The organism is Thermonema rossianum DSM 10300, from assembly GCF_000426825.1.
Lineage (GTDB): Bacteria > Bacteroidota > Bacteroidia > Cytophagales > Thermonemataceae > Thermonema > Thermonema rossianum.
The window spans coordinates 52,840-75,026 of record NZ_AUGC01000012.1 but is presented as its reverse complement, the minus strand read 5'-3'; the positions used below and the strand labels follow the sequence as shown (position 1 = coordinate 75,026).

The 22,187-nt window shown below is 44.9% G+C and carries 17 protein-coding genes; 7 read left to right on the top strand and 10 right to left on the bottom strand.

Features of this window, described 5'->3' with window-relative positions; all coding sequences use genetic code 11:
• The first annotated feature begins 10 nt into the window (after positions 1-10).
• From K384_RS09435 to K384_RS09415, 5 genes are all read left to right on the top strand, one after another.
• The gene (locus tag K384_RS09435) at positions 11-931 is read left to right on the top strand and encodes a DUF3078 domain-containing protein (protein ID WP_038031713.1); all 921 of its coding nucleotides are present in this window, start codon (positions 11-13) and stop codon (positions 929-931) included.
• A 91-nt stretch (positions 932-1,022) separates the two neighbouring features.
• On the top strand, positions 1,023-3,083 hold the full coding sequence (gene metG / locus K384_RS09430) for a methionine--tRNA ligase (RefSeq protein ID WP_038031711.1): 2,061 nt from the start codon (positions 1,023-1,025) through the stop codon (positions 3,081-3,083).
• Positions 3,084-3,094: 11 nt separating this feature from the next.
• Positions 3,095-4,246 carry a glycosyltransferase gene (locus K384_RS09425; RefSeq protein ID WP_051633292.1) on the top strand — a complete coding sequence of 384 codons (1,152 nt, stop codon included), beginning with the start codon at positions 3,095-3,097 and terminating at the stop codon, positions 4,244-4,246.
• Positions 4,215-4,541, top strand: a complete 327-nt coding sequence (locus K384_RS09420) for a nucleotide pyrophosphohydrolase (protein WP_038031710.1) — start codon at positions 4,215-4,217, stop codon at positions 4,539-4,541. Before K384_RS09425 ends, K384_RS09420 begins: the two co-directional genes overlap by 32 nt.
• A 10-nt stretch (positions 4,542-4,551) precedes the next feature.
• Positions 4,552-5,622, top strand: coding sequence for a mechanosensitive ion channel family protein (locus tag K384_RS09415; RefSeq protein WP_051633291.1), 1,071 nt, complete (start codon positions 4,552-4,554; stop codon positions 5,620-5,622).
• Between the two features lie 6 nt (positions 5,623-5,628).
• Here K384_RS09415 and K384_RS13440 read toward each other — a convergent pair whose 3' ends face one another.
• Positions 5,629-7,086, bottom strand: a complete 1,458-nt coding sequence (locus K384_RS13440; protein WP_157630118.1) for a M28 family metallopeptidase — start codon at positions 7,084-7,086, stop codon at positions 5,629-5,631.
• Positions 7,087-7,241: 155 nt separating this feature from the next.
• Between K384_RS13440 and K384_RS09405 the strand changes: the two genes are divergently transcribed.
• On the top strand, positions 7,242-7,730 hold the full coding sequence (locus tag K384_RS09405) for a hypothetical protein (RefSeq protein ID WP_038031709.1): 489 nt from the start codon (positions 7,242-7,244) through the stop codon (positions 7,728-7,730).
• A 122-nt stretch (positions 7,731-7,852) separates the two neighbouring features.
• On the opposite strand, the gene K384_RS09400 is transcribed toward K384_RS09405, so the two are convergent.
• From K384_RS09400 to K384_RS09385, 4 genes are all read right to left on the bottom strand, one after another.
• Positions 7,853-9,637 carry an AMP-dependent synthetase/ligase gene (locus K384_RS09400; RefSeq protein ID WP_038031706.1) on the bottom strand — a complete coding sequence of 595 codons (1,785 nt, stop codon included), beginning with the start codon at positions 9,635-9,637 and terminating at the stop codon, positions 7,853-7,855.
• A gap of 84 nt (positions 9,638-9,721) precedes the next feature.
• Positions 9,722-11,542: a tetratricopeptide repeat protein gene (locus tag K384_RS09395; protein ID WP_038031704.1), complete on the bottom strand. Its 1,821-nt coding sequence runs from the start codon at positions 11,540-11,542 to the stop codon at positions 9,722-9,724.
• Positions 11,543-12,116: 574 nt separating this feature from the next.
• Positions 12,117-13,715: an Ig-like domain-containing protein gene (locus K384_RS09390; RefSeq protein WP_084147185.1), complete on the bottom strand. Its 1,599-nt coding sequence runs from the start codon at positions 13,713-13,715 to the stop codon at positions 12,117-12,119.
• A gap of 31 nt (positions 13,716-13,746) precedes the next feature.
• Complete coding sequence (locus tag K384_RS09385; RefSeq protein ID WP_038031701.1) at positions 13,747-14,520, bottom strand: ParA family protein; 774 nt, start codon at positions 14,518-14,520, stop codon at positions 13,747-13,749.
• Between the two features lie 77 nt (positions 14,521-14,597).
• On the opposite strand from K384_RS09385, the gene K384_RS09380 reads away from it, so the two are divergent.
• Complete coding sequence (locus K384_RS09380; protein ID WP_038031699.1) at positions 14,598-15,005, top strand: response regulator; 408 nt, start codon at positions 14,598-14,600, stop codon at positions 15,003-15,005.
• A 20-nt stretch (positions 15,006-15,025) separates the two neighbouring features.
• On the opposite strand, the gene K384_RS09375 is transcribed toward K384_RS09380, so the two are convergent.
• The 5 genes from K384_RS09375 to K384_RS09355 form a co-directional block, all read right to left on the bottom strand.
• Positions 15,026-15,928, bottom strand: a complete 903-nt coding sequence (locus K384_RS09375; protein ID WP_038031697.1) for a class I SAM-dependent methyltransferase — start codon at positions 15,926-15,928, stop codon at positions 15,026-15,028.
• Positions 15,929-15,936: 8 nt separating this feature from the next.
• The gene (gene mnmG / locus K384_RS09370; protein ID WP_038031695.1) at positions 15,937-17,796 is read right to left on the bottom strand and encodes a tRNA uridine-5-carboxymethylaminomethyl(34) synthesis enzyme MnmG; all 1,860 of its coding nucleotides are present in this window, start codon (positions 17,794-17,796) and stop codon (positions 15,937-15,939) included.
• Positions 17,797-18,005: 209 nt separating this feature from the next.
• Complete coding sequence (gene ybeY / locus K384_RS09365; protein ID WP_038031693.1) at positions 18,006-18,440, bottom strand: rRNA maturation RNase YbeY; 435 nt, start codon at positions 18,438-18,440, stop codon at positions 18,006-18,008.
• Positions 18,427-18,837 carry an ATP-binding protein gene (locus tag K384_RS09360; protein ID WP_038031691.1) on the bottom strand — a complete coding sequence of 137 codons (411 nt, stop codon included), beginning with the start codon at positions 18,835-18,837 and terminating at the stop codon, positions 18,427-18,429. The genes ybeY and K384_RS09360 overlap by 14 nt, the downstream gene beginning before the upstream one ends.
• Positions 18,838-18,841: 4 nt before the next feature.
• A complete protein-coding gene (locus tag K384_RS09355; protein ID WP_038031689.1) occupies positions 18,842-22,132 on the bottom strand; it encodes a DUF4175 family protein in 3,291 nt (1,096 codons plus the stop codon).
• Between the last annotated feature and the right edge of the window lie 55 nt (positions 22,133-22,187).

Genomic DNA, 22,187 nt, shown 5'->3' with positions numbered 1-22,187 from the left:
CATTTTTGATATGAAACATGTTTCTTTGCTGCTCTGCTTCTACATGAGCACTTTCTTTTCTTTTGCGCAGTCCGATAACCCGCAAGACAGCACCCGCCAAATATCGCCCTGGACCAAAAAGGCTTCTTTTGGTTTGAACTTTTCGCAAGTAACCCTTTCCAACTGGGCAGGTGGTGGGCAAAGCTCTATTTCTATCACCGGCTTGGCAAGTGTCAATGCCAACCGCGAAACAGAGCGCAGCACCTGGCAAAACAGCCTCGACCTTGCCTATGGGCAAGCACGGCAAGGGGGCAAGGAACGTCCTTTTCGCAAAACCGACGACCAAATTATTCTGCGCTCCAACTACAGCCGTCGTCTCTTCGACAGCAAGCACTGGAAGTTCAATGCCAATGTAGATTTTCGTACCCAATTTGACAAAGGCTTCAAATATGAAGAGGATTCTTTGGGCAATGAACGGGAAGTATTTGTGTCCCGGTTCATGGCACCCGCTTATCTCAACACTGCCTTGGGAATTACCTACAAAGTAGATGGCTTTTCGGCTTCGCTTTCGCCTTTGTCTTCGAAACTTACTTTTGTGCTGGACGACACCCTCTCTCAACAAGGTGCCTATGGTGTAGAACCGGGCAAAAAAGTACGCACCCAGATTGCAGGCATCAGCATGCAAATCAATGTCGATTATGAGGTAATGGAAAATCTGCGGTTTAAAACCTCCTTCCTTGCTTTTTCTGAATACAAAGACCAATTTCAGGAAATAGACATATTCTGGGAAAACCAGCTCATTTTCAAAGTAAACAAGCTGTTCAATGCCACAGTAACCACCAACTTGATTTATGACGAAGATGTGGCCGTAACCCGTGACGATGGCACCGTAGGTCCTGCCACTCAGTTCAAAAGTGCCATCAACATAGGTGTGCTTTATACGCTTCCCTAAGTTCAAACAAGCATCCGTTCAAACTCAACATAAAGGATGCGAAGTCTCGCATCCTTTTTATATTTGCATACTATCGCAAATTCAAACAGTTATGTCCAAAACATTTCAACGTTATACCATCACGGCTGCTCTGCCCTATGCCAACGGACCGGTACATATCGGGCACTTGGCCGGTGTATATATCCCCGCCGACATCTATGCGCGTTATCAGCGTTTGCGTGGGCGTGACCTGGTGTTTGTCTGCGGCTCTGACGAGCACGGCGTGCCTGTCACCATCCGTGCCCAAAAAGAAGGTATGAGTGTGCAGGAAGTCGTCGATAAATATCATCAACTCATTAAAAACTCATTCGAGCAATTTGGCATCAGCTTCGACATCTACAGCCGCACTTCTTCGCCGCTGCATCATGAAGTGGCCGCTGCCTTTTTCAAAAAACTCTACGATGAAGGCAAGTTGATAGAAAAAGTAACGGAACAATTCTATGACCCGGAAGCCGGTCAGTTCCTTGCAGACCGTTACATTCAAGGCACCTGCCCCAAATGCGGCTATGAAAATGCCTATGGCGACCAATGCGAACGTTGTGGTTCCACCCTCAGCCCGGAAGAGTTGTTGAACCCGCGTTCTATGCTGAGCGGTGCCCAACCGGTCAAAAAAGCAACCAAGCATTGGTATTTGCCACTGAACGAATATGAAAACTGGCTGCGCCAATGGATACTTGAAGAGCACCGTCACGATTGGAAAACCAACGTTTACGGGCAATGCAAATCATGGATAGACGCCGGCTTGCAGCCCCGGGCTGTTACCCGTGACCTGGACTGGGGCGTCAAAGTGCCCGTCGAAGGTGCCGAGGGCAAAGTGCTTTATGTGTGGTTCGATGCCCCCATCGGCTACATATCGGCTACGATGGAATATTTCCGGCAAAAAGGCGAGGCCGACAAGTGGAAAGACTACTGGCAAAAGGAAGATACACGGCTTATTCACTTCATAGGCAAAGACAATATCGTTTTTCACTGCATCATATTCCCGGTGATGCTCAAAGCGCATGGCGGCTATATTTTGCCCGATAACGTACCCGCCAATGAGTTTCTGAACTTAGAAAATGAAAAGATATCCACTTCCCGTAATTGGGCAGTGTGGCTGCATGAGTATTTGGAAGATTTTCCCGGCAAACAGGATGTATTGCGCTATGTACTCACAGCCAATGCCCCCGAAACAAAAGACAACAACTTCACATGGAAAGACTTCCAAGAGAAAAACAACAGTGAGCTGGTTGCCAATATAGGCAATCTGGTGAATCGTGTCTTTGTGCTCACACACAAATTCTTTGAAGGCAAGGTGCCGGCAGCAAGTCAACCCACCGGCGATGACCAAGTGTTGATAGACGCCATCCGGCAATATCCCGAAAAAATAGCTCAAGCCGTCGAGCAGTTTCACTTCCGGGAAGGCTTGCAAGAGCTGATGAATTTTGCGCGTGTGGCCAATAAATACCTTACGGACCAAGAGCCTTGGAAGCTTTTCAAAACAAATCCGGAACGAACTGCCACCGTGCTGCACTACTGCCTGCAGATGATAGGCAATTGGGCTATCCTTGCCCAGCCTTTCTTACCTTTCACCGCACAAAAATTGCTTCAAGCCTTGGCGATGGAAGGCGATTGCAGCTGGGAACAAGCCGGCAATCCGCAGTTGCTTGCAGAAGGAACACCGGTGCAAAAAATAGGGCATTTGTTCGAAAAAATAGAAGACGAAGTTATTCAAAAACAAATTGAAAAATTAAAGAGCATGAGCCAAAGCAATCAGGATATTGCCCAAGGCAATAGCTACAAAGACACCATACAATACGAAGACTTCGCCAAGCTCGATATCCGCATAGGTACCATACGCGAGGCGGAAAAGCTGCCCAAAAGTAAAAAACTGCTCAAATTGAGCGTGGATATGGGCAACGGTGAGGTACGCACCATTTTAAGTGGCATTGCCGAGCATTTCTCAGCCGAAGAAGTGGTGGGCAAACAAGTGTGTGTGCTGGCTAATCTGGCACCCCGTAAGATGATGGGGGTAGAATCGCAAGGCATGGTACTGATGGCAGAAGATAAAGACGGCCGGCTGGTATTTGTGTCGCCTGAAGCGGTCGTGCAGGCCGGGGCTGTAGTCAGCTAAAAGCCTCTGCCATGAACCTGTTTCTTTTTTTTGGGCTCCTTACTTTTCTTTTGATTATTTATTACTTGCTGCTTGCCCGGGCTGTATTCCGGGCAAGCAGTGTTTCTTTCGACAAAAAAGCTGCAGAAGACTACCCCCAAGTCAGTGTCTTAATAGCAGCCCGCAACGAAGCCGCCACCATCCGGCGCTGTTTGCACTCGCTCACCCGGCTCGATTACCCCCCCCACCGCCTGCAAATACTTATAGGCAATGACCAATCGACCGATGACACCGCTGAAGTGGTTTCAGCTTTTATCAAACAACTGCCGGCAACACAACAAAAAAGTTTTCAACTGCTCGACATAGCGCCCTCGAACCACCCCAACCTGCGTGGAAAAGCCAACGTTTTGCATCAATTGATGCAGCATGCCACCGGAAGTTTTGTCTTTATCTTAGATGCCGACACGGAAGCGCCCGTTTCATGGATAAAATCCTATTTGCACGCCTATTCGCCGGGCGTGGGCATCGCCACCGGCTTCACCTTTGCCGATGGAAAAGGGCTTTTGGGCAAATTGCAAAGCATCGATTGGACTTTCGCCCAAACCATGCTTTATGCTTTCTTTCGCATGAGGCGCCCGCTCACGGCTCTGGGCAACAACATGATGGTTTGCCCCAAGGCTTACCGGGCAGTGGGCGGCTATGAAAATATACCTTTTCATGTGACCGAAGATTATGCCCTCAGTCATGCCATACAGAAAAAGGGCTACCGGCTACTGCATATTTTTTCTGCGGAAGTCAGTTGTCGTACCCTTGCTCTTGACAGCTGGAAGGCACTACTGAAACAACGCCGCCGATGGATAGAAGGACTCTTTTCACTTCCGTTAGGCATCCGGGCAATACTTGCCCTTCCCATGCTATGGGGCATTGCCGGCGTGGCACTTGCTTTCAGCATGCCGCTTCACGTGGCAGAAGTGTGGATGGTCAAATGGCTGTTGCAGTCTGCAATTATTGCCTTTGCTTTCAGAAAGCTGAACTACCCCTTGCCTTCTCTCTTTTATTTCGTAGCCTATGAATTGTATGCTTATGTCTTTCATCTTTTATTGCTAATTTACATAGTCTTTCAAAAGGAAATAGAATGGAAAAACCGGAAGTATGACACTAAAAGAGCTGCAACAAACCGTTGATGAATGGATAAAAAGTCATGGTGTGCGCTATTTCAATGAGCTTACCAACACCGCCATACTTATGGAAGAAGTAGGCGAACTGGCGCGTGTGATGGCACGTCTTTACGGCGAACAGTCTTTTAAAGCAGGCGAAGTGCCCAATCTTGCAGAAGAAATGGCCGATATACTCTTCGTATTGACCTGTCTTGCCAATCAAACAGGCGTGGACTTGGAAGAAGCCATGCAGCGCTCACTTGAAAAAAAGACCCGGCGCGACAAGGAAAGACATAAAAACAACCCGAAATTAAAAAGCTAAGGTAAAAGCTATGAGTATCCAGGATATTGTTCAGTACATACGCACGGAAATTCCCTTCACCTTTTCTATTCTTTTTGCTTTGGCTGCCTACTTTGCCGGGCGCCTGCTTGAAAAGCTCATAGTGCCTTGGTTGCAGAAACTGGCACACAAGTCCCGCACCGATTTTGACGACCTGTTGGTCAAAGCACTACGCCATAAGCTCACCTTGGTGTTGGTTGTGCTCTCCTTTCACTTATCTGTTCATCTGCTCCATTTCAAGCCGGCGGTAGAAGCAACCCTGCGGCAGAAGCTCCTCCCTTCGTTTTACATTGTCATTTTTACACTCTTTGCCCAGGGCTTCATGGCCGACTTGGTGCAAAATGCACTACGTTCGGCACGGGGACTTCACCTGCCTTCCACCTCGCTGTTTTCCAATATCATACGAATCATTATCATCTCCATTGGCATCACTTTTATTTTGGATGTGTGGGGCGTATCGCTGGCGCCCATTCTTACTACCCTCGGGGTTGGTGGTTTGGCGGTGGCTCTGGCACTACAGGACACCCTGAGCAACTTTTTTGCAGGTGTGCAAATTATTCTTTCAAAAAAAGTGCGTCCCGGCGATTATGTAGTATTGGACAGCGGACAAGAAGGGTTTGTGCAAGATATTTCATGGCGCAATACGGCGGTGCTTTCGTTGGAAAACAACTACATCATCATTCCCAATGCCAAGCTGGGCAGTGCCATTGTGACCAATTTCAACTCGGGCACGCCGGAATTGCTGCTACCCGTGACTGTGGGGGTCAGCTATGACAGCGACCTTGAATTTGTGGAAAAAATAACCAAGGAAGTAGCCAAAGAAGTCATGAGCAGCGTGGAAGGTGGCGACCCTTCCTATGAGCCTTTTATGAACTTCCACACTTTCAACAATTCAAGCATCGATTACACCATCCGCCTGAAATGCATCGGTCCCCAACATCGCTTCAAACTGGTGCATGCCTTCATCAAGGCGCTGCATAAGCGTTACGGTGAAGTAGGTATCAACATACCCTTCCCTATTCGCACGGTTTATATGCACAATATGGCTCAAAAAAACGACTAAGCAATACTATTCCTTGTATTTGCTAAAAGAATAGGTAACTCTTGGGCGGGTATCTTGTTCAGCAAGCGCCCAGCCTACTTGAAAAACCAAGCGACTAATAAGCACCGCACGGGCGACATTTATCTTTTCGGGGTCGTCGCTATGTTTGTGGTAATCTTCGTGAAAGCCGGAAAAAAAGAAAACAACCGGAATATCGTGCACGGCAAAGTTGTAGTGATCGGAGCGCGTAAACAAGCTTTCCGGATGGCTCAATGAATTATAATATTCATCTAAGTAGAAACCACAACAAGCTTTGTTTACTGCATACACCAAGCGGTGCAAATCATGGGATATCAAACGTCCCCCTATCAAATACACATATTTTTGTCTGCCTGCGTGCTGTTTATCCACACGTCCTATCATATCCACATTGACATCAGCTACAATCTGCTGAAGAGGCACGGGGGGATAAGTCGTGAAAAAGCGGGAACCATGAAGCCCTCCTTCTTCTCCGGTGAAAAAAACAAAGAGCATGCTTCGCTTGGGCTTGTGTCCGTTGCGGGCAGCCATTGCACAAGCACGTGCTATGCTCAAAAGACCGGCCGTCCCTGATGCGTTGTCGTCTGCCCCATTGTACACTTTGCGGTACCTTATCCCCAGATGGTCGTAGTGAGCACTCAACACCACAAATTCTTCTTGTGGCGTAAAGGCTTGTTGCCCCCGTACAATCCCTATGATATTTTCAGTTGTTTGGCTTTCTCCGCCTTTAATATCTTGCCTGACCAACAATTCTTTGGGATAACTCAAATCTACTTCCCCGGCAAAAGATGCCGGCACAATAAAAATGTTTTTTCCGGGCGGTTTTAAGTAATGATAGCCGGAATTCTGCTTAAACTTTTTCAAGAGAGCTTTCCCGGCGTTTTTTTCGAAGTCCAACACCACTATCACCGTTTTATTGAAGGGCATTTGCGGCAGCAATTCCATTTTCAAGGTCATATCCAATGCTTCGTAGGAAGCAAAATCTTTTTCGTGCCAAAAAAACACATCTACAATGTTCACATCTTCGGAAGGCTTACCATCTGTTGCAATGCGTGCCTTTTTTGTCCATTGCCGGCTTCCTGCATCGGGCACTATGTAAGGCACCAGCTGCTGCTTGCGTATGTCGTAGGTTTTGCCGTCTATGTGCAGGCTTAGGTTCTCAATGGTGTACCACGGCACATAATCGAAAGCCTGCCTGTGTACTTCCAATCCCGCCTTTTTCAACTCATTTTCTATGTAAAGCGCTGCTTTTTTCTGCCCTGTGGTGCCCATGGCTCGCCCTTCCATACTGTCGGCGGCTAAGGTAAAAAGGTGTTCGCGGTAAACCGTTTCTTTTATTTTTTCCACATAGCCGGGGGGCGGCAATAATGGCTGCACCGTTTGTGCCTCGCTCACCATATAACTCACCACAAGGCCAAAGGCTGAAAAAAGGACTATGCGTAACATATATGAGTTTTTATTTTTATCGGTAAGAAGTATTGTGCATGGGCAAAAAAGTACAAGCTTGAAATTGGCATAAAAGTTGATTTTCGTTTGAAACAACTATACTTCGTACAAGGCACTATGTTTTCAGGATATACTAACCTAAATTACAAAAACTTATGCAAGCACAAAGAGCTATACGAAAACTCGCAGGCTATGTACCCAAAGTTTCATTTACGGTAGTACTCATTGCTTTCTTTCTTCCCTTTGTCTTAATCAAGTGTGACGACAAAGAAATTGCACGAGTCAAGGGAACCGAATTAATAACAGGCACCTCCATAAATTATGAAGACCCTTTTTCGGAAAAAAATCAGCAACGAAAAGTAGCACCCAACGTATATGCCATTGTCTTGTTTGCCATTGCCTTTATAGCCCTTATAGTTTCGTTCCTTCCTATAACAATAAAGCACTTTATTCTATTCTTTGCTTCGTTCCTTGGTCTGATAGATTTTGTTTTGCTATATAACTCTATTCAAGAGGAGCTTGCATTGGAATTTGACATAGAGTTTCTCACAGGTTTTTATATTATCCCGGTTGCCCTTCTGTTTAATTTCATATTTTTTATTGTTGCATTTGCAAGCCAGGCCATATCACCAAAGAATTCTTAGATACTCCTTTGATCTGCTCCAAAAAAGGAGCTAAGATTGTTAATAACAGCAAAAATTGTTACTAACAAAAAACACGGCTCTTATACTGAGCCGTGTTTTTGTCTCTAACCAAAACAGGGAAATTACGCCAACTCTTCATTGAGTTTGTAGATGTCTTCTTCCAAGTGTTTATACTTGGCCAAGATATTGCGGCGTTTGAGTTTTAGTGTGGGCGTCAACTCGCCGCCTTCTATGCTCCACTCATCCGGTACCAGGCGGAATTGCTTGATTTGCTCGTATTTCGCCAACTTTTCATTTACCTTATCCACTTCTTCCTGGTACTTTTCCAGCACTTTGGGGTGCTGTATCATGGCTTCGCGGCTGTCTGTAGGAATGCCATGTTTTTTGCACCAGTCGGTAAGGGCTTCCCAATCGGGCATAATGAAGGCTGCCGGGAATTTGCGCCCTTCGCCTATCACCATGGCTTGGGCTATCAAGAAACTGGCTTTCAATTGATTCTCTATGGGTTGCGGTGCAATGTACTTACCGCCCGAAGTTTTAAACATTTCTTTTTTGCGGTCTGTGATTTTCAGGTATTTGCCCTGCACAAACTCCCCGATGTCGCCGGTATGCAACCAGCCTTCTTCATCGAAGACTTCCTTGGTTTTTTCGGGGTCTTTGTAATATCCTTTCATCACGTTGGGTCCTTTCACCAATATTTCGCCGTCTTCGGCTATTTTCACTTCCACACCGGGAATCACCTTGCCCACAGTTCCAATGCATACATCTTCTTTATTAGGACTGGTTGCCGTAATCACAGGCGAAGTTTCGGTCATGCCGTAACCTTCCAAGATAGGAATGCAGGCAGCCCAAAAGACACGGGCTATCATGGGGTTGAGTGCGGCACTGCCGCAAATAATGTATTTCAAGTTGCCGCCTAAGGCTTCACGCCATTTGGAAAATATCAGGTTGTTGGCAATGGCAAGCTGAATGTTGTATAGCAACCCCTGATCTTTTTGCGTGTCGTATTCTTTGGCCAGGTCCAATGCCCAGAAATAAAGACTCTTTTTCAAGCCGGAAAGCTCGTAGCCTTTTTGCACCAGTTTGGCATATACTTTTTCAAGTACGCGAGGCACGGCCGTAAACACATGGGGCTGCACTTCGCGAATGTTGTCGCCGATTTTGTCCATGTTTTCGGCATAGTAAATAGAAATGCCTTTATAAATATAAGCTGCTACCAAGGTGCGCTCAAAGATATGACAGAGAGGCAAGAAACTGAGCGCTTTATGGCGATAATCCAGTACGAGGTTTTCAATAGCAGCCAACACATTGCTTACCACATTGCTATGGGTAAGCATCACGCCTTTGGGCTTGCCGGTTGTGCCTGAGGTGTAAATGATGGTAAACAAGTCGTCGGCTTGAATTTCTTTGTCTCTTTGCTCCAGCAGGCTCTTGTCGGCTTGCTTAGCAGCTTCCCGCACGGCTGTCCAGTGTTGGGCACCTTCTATTTGGTCGAAAGTGTAAATGTTTTTCTCTGAAAGATGTTTGCTTTTTTTTACTGCTTCAAGTGCTTTGGTATAAATTTCTTCGTTCTCTACGAAAACAATCTTGCTTTCGGAGTGTTCGAGTATATATAAGTAATCGTCGGCAGTGATGGTAGGATACAAAGGCACGCTTACCGCCCCTATCTTTTGAATACCAAAGTCCACAAAGTTCCACTCGGTGCGGTTATTGGAAATGATGGCCACTTTATCATCCTTCTGAATGCCGAGTGTATGCAATCCTAAGGCCACTTCGTCGGAGATTTGCATCAGATCTTGAGTGCTGTAGCTTTTCCACTCTCCACTCTTCTTGTCTGCGACTGCGTCCTTTTTTTGGTAATGCTCAAGTTGGTAGCGCAGCAGGTCGTAAACACGCTTAATTTCCATAACTTATTCTGTTTTAAAGCCCGTTTTTATATTTTCCAATTTAATAAAAACTTACATACCATACCATATTTGGGTAAGATTTTTTTAGTTCACCTGCTGCTCTATTTTTTGAAGCAGAAAACGGGCTTGTGAAATATATATGCTGTCCGGATGCTCTTTGATAAGCCGCAGGGCATAGCCGGCTGCCTGCTTGTGGTCTTTGTAGTGATGGTAATAAAGATTCATCAGTTCAAAAAGTGCGTCATCTGCCCATATTTCGTAGCCAAACTGCTCTACGATTTGGCGGTAAAAAGCAGAAGCCTCCTCGTATTTATTCCACTGTTTGGCAATTTTTGCTTGCATCCACAAAATATCGTCCATGATGGGATGCCCCCCGGCTTGCTGTTTGAGGCTGTCCAACAAGCGATAGGCAGCAGCATATTGTTGTTGAAAGAAAAGCAAATCAGCCTTGGCATACGCCAATAATACACGGCTGGTAGAATCGCTGTCTTGATTTTCGCTAATCAGCAGGCTCATCTGCAAAGCGTCGTTGGCTATTTGGCGCGAAGTAGCTGCTTTCAAAATGTTGAAATATTCTTTTGCCAATTCAAACTCGCCGGTATAATAAAAAAGCTTTGCACGGCGCAGTTTGGCTTCGTAGGCCACCGGACTGTCTTTTACTTCTTTTTCTGCCTGTGCATAAAGCAAAGCTGCTTCCCAAGGTTGATCGATGAGCAAGAGCACATCGCCCTTCTGGATTTTAGCCCATGCCACAAACTCTTTTTCTTGTGGATAAGTCTTCAGAGCTTCGTCTAAAATGTAAAGTGCCGAGTCAGCTTGATGCAAATAATTGGCATACAGGAAAGCCAGACCGGTATAGGCTTCTTTTACTTCGGGGCGCCCGCGCCCGGTACGAATCATCTGACGGTATTCTTCTGCAATGCGCTGCAGTTGCTCTTGTGAGTGCTCATTTTGCTGCTTAATAAGTGCTTCTTTGGAAGCGATGCTGTAGCGGGCAGCCGCATAGCTCAAATAAGAATCTTTGTATTGCTGTTTGATGTAGGTAAAAAAACGGTCAGCGGCTTCATAAGCCCGGTTGTAATAGGCTATCATGCCCATCTGAAAGAGATGCTGCCCATTTAGTTGAAAACGTTTATCCATAGCCCTGCTAAGCAAAAAAGCGTTGTCGAAATCGCCTTTTTGCACATACAGCCAAATCAAGAGGTCGAGAAACACTTTTTCATCCGGGTATTGCCGGCTCAACTCCAGCATGCGCTGCTCTGCCCGCTGTATCAATGCTTGGTTGTCGAACTGTTCTTGCAAAGCCTGTTTGACCAAATCTATTTGAGCCGGGTCATTGTAGGCAATCAAAAGGTACTCGTCAAGCATGGCTTCCACATTGCGCTCCAAAGCATAAATTTCGGCCATCTCTATGGCAAAGGCATATTCATATAAACGCCGCCGCGCTTCTTTGATGAAAGCCTTCGCCCACGCCCATTGCTGCTTTTCCATAAGCCAATGCACAACGCCCACGGCCTGTTCATAAGAAGCGGCAAACTTATCCACAAGCTGTTGATAAGTCTTCTCTGCCTTGCGTTTTTCGCCTTGCTCTTCGTAAAAGCTCAGCAGGTCTATTTTATAAGCGGGATTGTCGGGGGCTTCTTTTGCTGCCTTTTCAATCAGTTTTTCCAAGTCCTTCCAAGAGCGACTTTTCCACAAACACTCTTTGTATTGTGGATAAACCACCAAAAAATATTCCGGGGCTTCTTTGATAATATTTTCGTATTCGGTAATGGCTTTGTCACACTCACCCTTTTGGAAGTATTCTCTTGCCAATGATAAGTTGACATTGATTTGTGCACACAAGTTGGTGGATAGGCTCAACAGCAGAAAAGTTATCCACTTGATTTTTTGTATTTTTTCCATACACTACTTTCAGGCTTATAGTATATAACGATTTTTTTTGAAATGTGCAAGCCCTGTTTTTCTACTAATAACAATAATTTTTAATAAAAATTTAATTCTCTATTGTTATTGTTATAGGCGCAAAAAATGTGGATAAGTATTCGACGAACGAAAAAAATATTTGTAAAGTACTATTTTTAAAAAGTTTTCCACATGAGTTATCCACAGGGGTGTGGATAACTTTTTTGCTGACAATCAATTAGTTAAATATAGTTATCCACATTGTGGATAACTGTTATCCACATATCCACATCTTACTTTTGTTTTATGTGTAAATGTGGATAACTCTGTGGATAAGTGGGCTTTAGCTGTGGATAACTTGTGGATAACTTCAGTGGACTGTGGATAACTTTTTGAGTGTGGAAAAAGTTATCCACAAATTTTTTTTAAATGTGGATAAGTGCTCGAGTTATCCACATACTTATCCACAAAAAAACGGGAGTTATCCACAGCTTTAGAAGCAAATGTGGATAACTTTTCCCTGCAAACGGGCGTTATCCACATTTAGCTTTATTGTACTTTTCAAAGAATTCAACTACTCTATGACGAGACGCTCTTCTACTTCCCAATTGGCTTTTAAACGAAGGGCTTTGTTATATATGAATATTTTTTCATGTAAAATTTTCTCTTTGTAGTTGCCACTATCCCACCGTCCGTTGGCGTTGCTGTCTTGAAAAAAACGGAGTTTGTACTCACCGGGGGGAAGTCCTTTTATTTCGATAGGTTCACTACCCACTTTGTGCTCTTGGATTACTTTATTTTCTTTGTTGAGCAGCTGCATAATCCAGCGCTCACCTTCTTTTTTTTCTATGTAGAGCCGCAGGGTAGCGAACTCTTTAGGGTTGGCGTGATTCACTTTTTTGCTCCATTGGGTTTGGCTGCTGTCCTCTTCTATAGAGATGAGCCAACCTTTGTCGATGAATATTTTGGCACTGTCGCGAAAATCAATTTTTTGTTTGAATACCAGCCGGTTGGGGGTTGGCTGTTGAAAATACGCCCGGGCAAACAATTGCTTATTCAGCGTATCTTGGTCTATGTAAGCATAGAACAGACTATCGATTTGCCGGGCAATGGGTTTATTGGCATGTATTTTCAATTGTAGTTCTTGTGTATAGGCTTGGTAGCTTTCGCTAATATCCACTTCAAATTTTTCTTTTTCTTTTCCTTGGGGCGCCGCCAACTGCAAGGTATCGTGCAGCAGGTTGCCTGTTGAATCTCTTGCCGTGATTTGCACTTCGAGGCTGTCGCGATGATACAGCTTTAATATGCGGCCCGATTTGTCGAGCACGAAGGGCAAAGCGGGTTGTAAGTGGCAGGAGTCGATTCCTTCATTAAAGGTAATGACTGTATAGGCATATTGTCCGGAGGCGCGCTTGCCGACTATTTGGGGCGCTTTTACGTCTTGTGGTACCAGTTCTATGTGAAGGCTATCTATAGAGTTTTGCAACGAAAGAGCTTCGGGCAAAAAGCCCAATAGTTCCGTTTTGTCCCATTTGCCGTTGTTGTTTTGGTCATCGATGGCAAACAGTTGATAGCTGCCCGCTTTCACAAATTGCAAGCGAAACTGCCCCTTGTTGTTGGTTTTTGTCAGATATAGAGGTTCATGCAGGGCGGGGTCTATGCTGTCATGAGCGGGGTAAAGTCCTACCAGGGCGTTTTCGATGCTTTCACCACTGAGTGCCTGCGTGCATGTTCCACCTACTTGCAGGGAGTCCAATTGGGCGCCCGTACTGAACACAATCATGGCTTCTTGGGCGGCGTTGCCTTCCGTGGCATCTACTATGCCGTTCCGGAAGTGGATGCTGTAGGTTGTGTTTTCCAAAAGTGGTTTTTTGAAGCGTAAAATGATGCTGTATTTCTTTTCTATGATTTCATAAGCGTCTTTTTCTTGCAGTCGTGGCGTGATGATAAGTTCTTGCTGAAGGTTCTTGCTGCGTACGGGCTCGTTGAAGGTAATGCTTACTTCTTGTGATTTGAAGTTTGTTTGTCCGAGCGGTGGTATTCTTTTAACCACTTGCGGCGGTATGGTGTCTTTAGGACCGCCGGTGAGGGCTCCGGGGTTGGCACAACGGCACAATAGCAATAAACCGATGCCGGTAAGCATCGCAGAGCAAAACCAACGACTTGCTTGCATGGTGTTGAAAAGTTATGAGTAAAACAGAACGTTATTTTTTTGTGAGCTGAATGATTTCTTTTGCAAAATCCAGATAATCTTCTGCGCCTTTTGAATTGGGGGCGGTTTCAAAAATATTGTTCCCATAGGCCGGTGATTCTATGAGGCGGGTATCCAGACGTATTTTGGTTTTAAACGTAAGCGTATCGGAAAACTCTTCTTGTATAGCAGTCAGTAGTTGGGTGGTGATACGGCGTACAGGTGAATATTTCACAACCAAAATGCCCAGGATGTTGAGTGAAGGATTGAGCGTTTCTTTCACCGCCTGCACGGTGTCTTTAATCAGGTGCAGCCCGTGAAAACTCAATACTTCCATCGGAATAGGGATGATAATATGATGAGAGGCCACCAAGGCATTGACTGTGAGCAAGGAAAGCGAAGGCGAGCAGTCGATAATAATATAATCGTAGTTTTCTTGGATGCGGCTCAAATACTCTTTTAATAAAGACTCCCTTGCATCGTAATTGGCTAAGGAAATTTCCAAGTCGGCAAGTTCCGTATTGGATGGCAACACGTGCATGCCGCTGACCTGAAGCAGCGCATCTTCTATGTTGGCTTCGCCAAGAAGCACATCGGCTATGTTGGGGCTTGCATCTTCTATATCGAGGTAATAGGAGAGGCTGCCTTGTGGGTCAAAATCGACAAGCAAGACTTTGTATCCAAGCAATTCCAAGGCTTTTGCCAGATTGACTGCCGTGGTGGTTTTGCCTGTTCCGCCTTTTTGATTGACTATGGAAATAACTTTTGTCTTTTGATTCTTTTTCATTGATTCCTTTTTATTAAGGAAGTTAAAAAATTTCTATATTTATCATAAAACCGCAAAGCCCTTAAATTTTTAAAATTATGAGCCTTAGAAATGTACTAATTATCGATGACAGTAAATTGGATGCGATTTTAGCAAAAAAAATTTTGGAAAAGTATCAGTTTGCCGATAACATTTTGTTGTTTGAGCGTGCCATGGATGCCTTGGATTATCTGACTGCTTTTGACTTGGGACGCTTGGATGATTTCCCTCAGGTGATTTTTTTGGATGTGCTCATGCCTGAAATGAATGCACATAGTTTTTTGGAAAGTTTTTTGAAGTTACCGGCTTCTTTACGGAAGGAGGTTACTTTTGTGATTATGTCGAGTGCCATACAGACGGAAATTGATGAAAATGCTTTTGCCGACTATCCCCACAAAATATTCTTTATAAGCAAGCCTATTTCAGAAGATGTGTTGCAAAAGGTTTCGGTGTTGTACAAGGTTTGAAAGTTTTTGAGAGGTCTGTTTTATTGGTTGATTTTGTTAACTATATACACCAAACTTGAGTAGTTTTTATCTTTGAGTGCCCGTAAGTTAGACAAGCTGCCGTGGTAAAAAGCTTGTATCCATTTTTTCCTGCCCGAGCGGTATTCGCTACTCAACAAACTGATATAATAGGCATCGAGGGGCATGCCTATAGTTTTTTGCAATTGAAATTTATTGTTTTCTAAAAGTAGTCTTATGTGAGAAGGTGCGAAATGGTAAAGGTGACGGGGCACGTCTAAGGCTGCCCAATGTGCTCCATAGAGTTGAGCATCGTAAGCGTTGATATTAGGAACGGCTATGAAAAGATAACCATCTGGTTTTAGCAGTTTTTTTAATTTTTGCAGATAGCCTTTCAGGTCATGCACATGCTCCAGTACGTGCCACATGCTGATGGCATCGAACGGGGCATGGGGTGCTGCTTCTTCTAAGTGGCTGTAAACCTGAATGCCGTTTTCCTTTACTTTTTTGCTTGCTTCTGCTGCGGGTTCAATACCTGTCACTTCCCATCCATGCTTTTGCATATGAAGCAGAAAGTGGCCGGTGCCACAACCTACATCCAACAGTTTGCCTTTGTGTGGCAGCATTTGCTCTATCCACTTCCGTTTTTGTTTAAGGGTGATATGTTCACGTATCCACTTATACAGTAAGGGCATAAGCCCGCGCTTTTCGTCATGGTGAGAAATGTAGTTGCTACTATCGTAATACCGGCTGATGGCAGATTCAGCCGGGCGCGGGTTGGTGAATTTAAAACCACATTTTTTACAGGAAACTATATCGAAATCTTCTTGGCTGATGCTGAAGTCCTTGGTGCGTATCCAGAGGGAAAACGCTGCATGTCCACAAACAGGACACGCAGCGAGTTCTTCTATTTGACTGTTGTTCATGCTCGCTTTTATTTACCTAAGTAAACCATAAGAATGGATACATCGGAGGGCGACACGCCACTGATGCGGGAGGCTTGCCCCAGTGTTTCGGGACGCAAGCGCTTGAGTTTCTCTCTGCCTTCGGCCGACAGAGCTTTTACCAAATCGTAATCGAAATTTGCGGGAATGCGGTAATCTTCCAATGCCATCATTTTTTGAGCCATTTTTTCTTCCCGCTCAATGTAGTCTTCATATTTAATCATGATTTCTATTTCTTCACATACTTCATTGCTGAAATGCCGCAAGGGTTCTAAGTGGCTAATGTGTTCTATCAGCTGATAGATATTCAACTCGGGGCGTTTCAACAAGCGCTCAATGCTTACTTTTTCTTTGATGGTAGCAGAACCAATACTTTCAAGATAACCATTGATTTCTTCGGGACTAATACGGGCTTCTTTTACCAAGCGAATGCCTTTCTCTATTTTTTCTTTTTTATCTAAAAAGCGGCGGTAGCGCTCTTCTGAGGCCAGTCCCAGCTTGTAGGCTTTTTCTGTCAATCGCCAATCGGCATTGTCTTGCCGGAGCAGCAATCTATATTCTGCGCGTGAGGTAAACATACGGTAAGGCTCTTCGGTGCCTTTATTAATGAGGTCGTCGATCAGCACACCTATGTATGCCTCCGAACGCTTCAGAGTGAAAGGTGGTAAGTCATGTACTTTCAAATGCGCATTGATACCGGCTATCAATCCTTGGCAGGCTGCTTCTTCGTAGCCGGTGGTGCCATTGATTTGCCCGGCGAAGAAAAGGTTTTCCACCAGTTTGGTTTCCAGAGTGGATTTTAACTGTGTGGGGGGGAAAAAGTCATACTCTATGGCATAGCCCGGACGAAACATTTTGGCATTTTCAAATCCGGGAATAAGCCGTAAAGCTTTGTATTGCACATCTTCGGGCAAAGAAGTCGAAAAACCATTGACATAGATTTCAACCGTTTCCCAGCCTTCCGGTTCTACAAATATTTGATGGCGTTCCCGTTCGGCAAAACGATTGATTTTATCTTCTATGGATGGACAGTAGCGTGGTCCCAGCCCTTTGATTCGGCCGGTAAACATGGGCGATTTATCAAAGCCCGTTGCCAACACTTCATGCACCTTGGGGTTGGTGTAGGTCATCCAGCAGCTTCTTTGCTTGGTAAGCGGGCTTGTATCCATGAAAGAAAATTTACCGGGCGGGTCGTCGCCGGGTTGCTCTGTCATTTTACTGTAGTCGAGTGTGCGCCCATCTACGCGGGGGGGCGTGCCTGTTTTCATTCTGCCGGCTTCAAAGCCCAGTTCAACCAGTTGCTCGGTAATGCCGGTAGCCGCCCGTTCGCCTGCCCTGCCTCCACCAAATTGTTTTTCACCTATGTGTATGATACCATTCAAGAAGGTGCCGCTGGTGATAATGATTGCCTTGGCGTATATTTCGTGCCCCATGCTTGTTTTGACGCCCCTCACGCGCTTGTCTTTTACTATCAAGCCTACCACCATGTCTTGCCAGAAGTCAAGATTGGCGATTTTTTCGAGCGCCAAACGCCATTTTTGGGCAAACAGCATGCGGTCGTTTTGGCTGCGGGGGCTCCACATGGCAGGACCTTTGGAGCGATTCAGCATGCGGAATTGAATCATGCTTTCGTCTGTTACGATGCCCGAAAGCCCGCCCATGGCATCTATTTCCCGTACTATTTGCCCTTTGGCCACACCGCCCATGGCAGGGTTGCACGACATCTGCCCTATTACCTGCATGTTCATGGTGACAAGCAGGGTTTTGGAACCTAAATTGGCTGCTGCTGCCGCCGCTTCATTGCCGGCATGCCCTGCACCTACTACTATTACATCGTATTCAGGGAACATTGGTTTCTTATTTAAAATGTTTCACGTGGAACATTCCTTTTCTCTTTGCAAAGATATTAATTTTCAGAGGTTTTGAAGTTGTTCTGTAATTCACCGGGGAATGCCGGCTTTTTATGGGGTTTGTGGCCTCTCCCCCACTCTTTAATGTCGATATAAAAGAAAAAAGCCTCTTTTTGAGGCTTTAGTCCGGATGAATGGAATGGCGTTTTTTATGTTCCACGTGGAACACGCAGTGACAGCGCCCAATCCTCCATCTTGCGCATTTCTGCGGCTTCTTCTTCTGTTTTGTCTTTGAAGCCAAGCAGGTGAAGTAAGCCATGTGCCATTACTCTATGCAGCTCTTCTTTAGGCGACACATTTAATGTTTGGGCATTGTCTTCGATTCGTTCTATAGAAATGAAGGCATCGCCCTCTATGAACAGGTGGCTTTCGGAATGGGGAAAAGTGATGATGTCAGTATAATAATCGTGGTTAAGGTATTGTCGATTGATTTGCAGTAAGTATTCGTCGCTGCAGAAAATGTAATTGAGTGCTATAATCTCGGCTTCGAAATGCTTGGCTATTTGCACCAACCATGCTTTGCTTTCTTCCCGGAGGTAAGCCGGCGGAATAATCTCCTCAAAAAAGAAATTAATATTGTCCATTGATGTAGAAAATTAATTCTATGCGTCTGCCGTTGTCCTTAAATTTCACTTCGTCGCACAGCTGTTTTATAAGATAAATGCCCCTGCCATGTGGTTTATGCAGGTTTTCCGGGTCGGTAGGGTCCGGCAAATGATGGTAGTCGAAACCTTCGCCTTCATCTTCCACCACAAAGCAAATCATGTCTTCATAGAAGTGCAAGGTCAAATCTACATTCTTTTTACGGTCTTGTTTGTTCCCGTGTACAATGGCATTGTTGACTGCCTCGGTTACGGCAACCATGATGTTTCCATAAATGTCGTCAGATAATTGATAAGCTTCTTTTACGTTGTCGATGAAGCTTTCAATGATGCGAATGTTCTCAATGAGCGACGGAATTTGTATATGGATAGAATCCATCGTGTTAAGGTTTAATTTGTTTGAGGTACTCATCGGTGCGTTGTTTAAAATAAGGGGTCATGCTGGGTGGCACAGATTCTATAAGCTCGAGCTGTTCCTGCTGTTTTTTTAAGTATTCACGCAGGGGTGGCGGCAGCTCTTTGCGTTCTTTGGGTGTAGCGGTTTCGCCTTTTCGTTTGTCTTCCTCGCCGCGTTCGCGCAGCGATTTTTCTGCTTCCAAAAGCCGGGTTTCTATTTCTTTTTGTCTTTTGAGCGTTTCTTGAGTAAGGTTTTTATTGATGAGGTCTTTTTCTGTTTTTTCCATCTCTTGTTTTATCTCCTCGAGCATCTGCTTTTGTTCCGGGCTCAGCTCTCCACTTTTTTGAAGTTCTTCTATTTTTCGGCGTAGCAGTTCTTGTTGGGCTGCTAATTTAGCAAGTTGTTCGGAAAGTTGCCGCCCCTGCTGTTTCCCTTCTTTCAGCTGTTGTATTTGTTGATTGAGTTGCTTTTGCAGTTCGCTCATGGAAGGGGTGTTTTTTTGGTTTTTTTGAGGCTTGCCCTTCCCTGAACCGGCAGGGTTTTGCATTTGCTCCAACAGGTCGCTAAGCATGAGCGCCAAGTTGTTGATGCGGGTCATGGCTTGTTGTTGGTAAATATTGGATTGGCGTATTTTACGCTCTTTCATTGACTGAAGGCTCTGCTTTAAAGCAGTTTCCATCTCTCCCACCTCTTCTGTGATGAAGGATTGCAATTGAAAGACACGCTTGGCAAGTGCCCACAGGCTGTCTTTTACGATTTGGCTGCTTTGTTCAATCTTGTATTGTCTTTGAATCAATTCCACATAACGCGGGTCTTGCACGTTGACTTGCCGTGTTTCCTCGATGAGCTGTTCTTGTTCAAAAGAAAGTTGCAGCAGATTGTCAAGAATATGCCGAAGCGTTTGTATGTTTTCCTGTATTTGCTGCTGCTGCATGGACTGCTGCATTTGCTGCAGCTTTTGTTGCATTTGCTGTATTTGCTCTTTGGCTTTTTGTTGCGGCTCGCCGGCTTTTTTCGGATTCTTTTGCTCCAATTGCTGAATACTTTGTTGCATTGACTCTTTTGCCTTTTGCTGCTCTTCTTGCAGGTCGGGCATGGCTTGTGGGGTGCTGAGCTTTTCGTTGAGCTCTTGAAGCTCTTTCAGATCCTCCTCTACTTTTTGAAGCTCTTTTTGAAGCTCTTCTTGTTGTTGTTTTAGTTCGCTAAGTTTTTCTTGATCCTTGGCTTTGGTTTGTTGTGTTTCTTGTTGCAATTGCTCTTGTTTTTGATAAAGCTCATGGAGCTTTTCGATGCTTTGTTCGAGTTGTTGCTCAAACTGCAACTGCTTGAACAGCTCAAGGGTCCTTTCTAAGGACTTTTCAAGTTCTTCTTCGTTTTGTTGAATCTCTTGCAGTTTTTTCAAAACCTCGGGGTCTTGCATCATCTTATCGAGCAACTGCTGCAGTTCTTCGTAAAGTTTTTTGGTTTCTTCATCGAGCAGGGTATCCATGAGTTTTTGTAACTCTTGCATTTTTTCCATCAGCTCGGGTGAAGGCTGTTCAAAACGATTGATTTTGTCTTGCAACTTTTGGAATTCATCTTGCAGTTGTTCAATTTCTTGCTCTACATCCTGCCGTTTTTGAATGATATTTTCCAGTAGTTTTTTATCGGAAAAGTCCAGTTGTTTTTTCAGGCGCATGCGTTCTTCGGCGCGTTTGAGCTCTTCGTTCAGCTCTTTTTCTTTTTCCAAGGCACTGCGCATTTTTTCCTCGCTGCGCCGGCTTTCTTCTTTAATTTCTTTTTCTAACTCTTGGGCGGTAGGTATTTCAAAGCGATACAAGGGGCTGCGGGCAGATTGTGCCCCGTTGACTTGGTTGTTGTCCCATATTTGCACAAAATACTCGACCACATCACCGGGTTGCAGGTTCAAGGGGCTGAGGTCAAACTCATGCAGCAGGCGTACATAGTTGTTGCTGCCATTCATACGAATCGCTTGCTGCTTGAAAGCTGCTGTTTTGCTGCCCTTGCGTAAGATGCGATAAGCAAAAACAGCCCGGGAAATTCCGTAATCATCCCGTGCACTGCCTGCAATACCTACCAAACGATAGCTGAGTGTGTCTTCAAAGTTTTGTACTTCCAAGACGGGAGCTAAGTCGGGAATCACATCTATTTGATAAGGGCTGCTTTGCAGACTGGTGTCGGCATTGTAAAGAATGATTTGGTATATAGTTGATTTTGTAAACTTTTTACTAAGCACTCTGTCGTTGTCTTTGCCGTTTGCTTGGGCTTCTACTTCGGTTGAGTCACTTGAAAAGAATATGCTTGTTTTTTGTGCGTATTTTGACAGAATGTGCCATGTAATTTTGCTTCCGGCGGGTACCAGCAGGTTGGTAGCATTCTGAAATGTTTCTTGGGTTTTACCGGTGTAGGCAGGATATTCTACACTAAGTTTTATGCCCAATAAGAAGGGTTTTTCTTTGAGTTCTATCTGATATTCATGCGAAGTATATTCACCGGATTGAAAAAAGAGCCGGTGGCTTTTTTGAATATTGGGCAAGGTAGCGGCAAAACGCCCCTCACCTATTGCCTGCATGGGAATGCCGGTGCTTTGGTCCAAAACTACATACATCTCTTTGGGTATGAGCTTGCCTTTGGTTTCAACAACGAGGGGCAAGTCTTCGCCTCGAAACACAGAGAGCTTTGTGTTGCTCAATAGAAATTGAAAAGGCGCAGGCTTGGGAAAATGTTTTTTGTATTGAATGATGCGCTGTGAGCTTTCGACCAGCAAAGAAGGCACTGCCAGAAACAAAATAATAAGTAGCAATAGCGGAATTAAGGAATAGCGGGCAGCTTGCTTGGTTTCCTCTATGGGAAGGGCTTTCCACAGGGAAATACCGGCAATTTGCGCTTCTTTTTGTTCAATGGCAGCCAGTAGCAGGCGGTCTTCCCCATTGAACTGACGTTTAAGCTGAAGAGCATTCAAAAGCTTATCGCTGATTTCCGGAATTTCGTTGCCTATATAGCGGGCTGCTTCTTCATCGCTCATTAAGCTATAAAAGCCGGCATAAGCGCCCAATGGACGGAGCACATAATAAAGGAGTGTGCCACTGAGGGTGAAGAGCAAGCCAAAAAAGAAAAGGGCACGCACCGAAGAGTGAAAGTGCCCGAAGTATTCCAATACAGCGAAGATCAAATAAAAGCTTAGAGTAAGCAGAAAAGAAAGAAGTACACCTCGTAGTGCTTGATAGAGGTAATACTTTTTTTTGAATTGTCGCAGCCTTTCGTCCACACGGAGCATACTTGCATGTATTTTATTTTCGGGAGTAAGTGTAGTAATATACTGATTTTTTGGC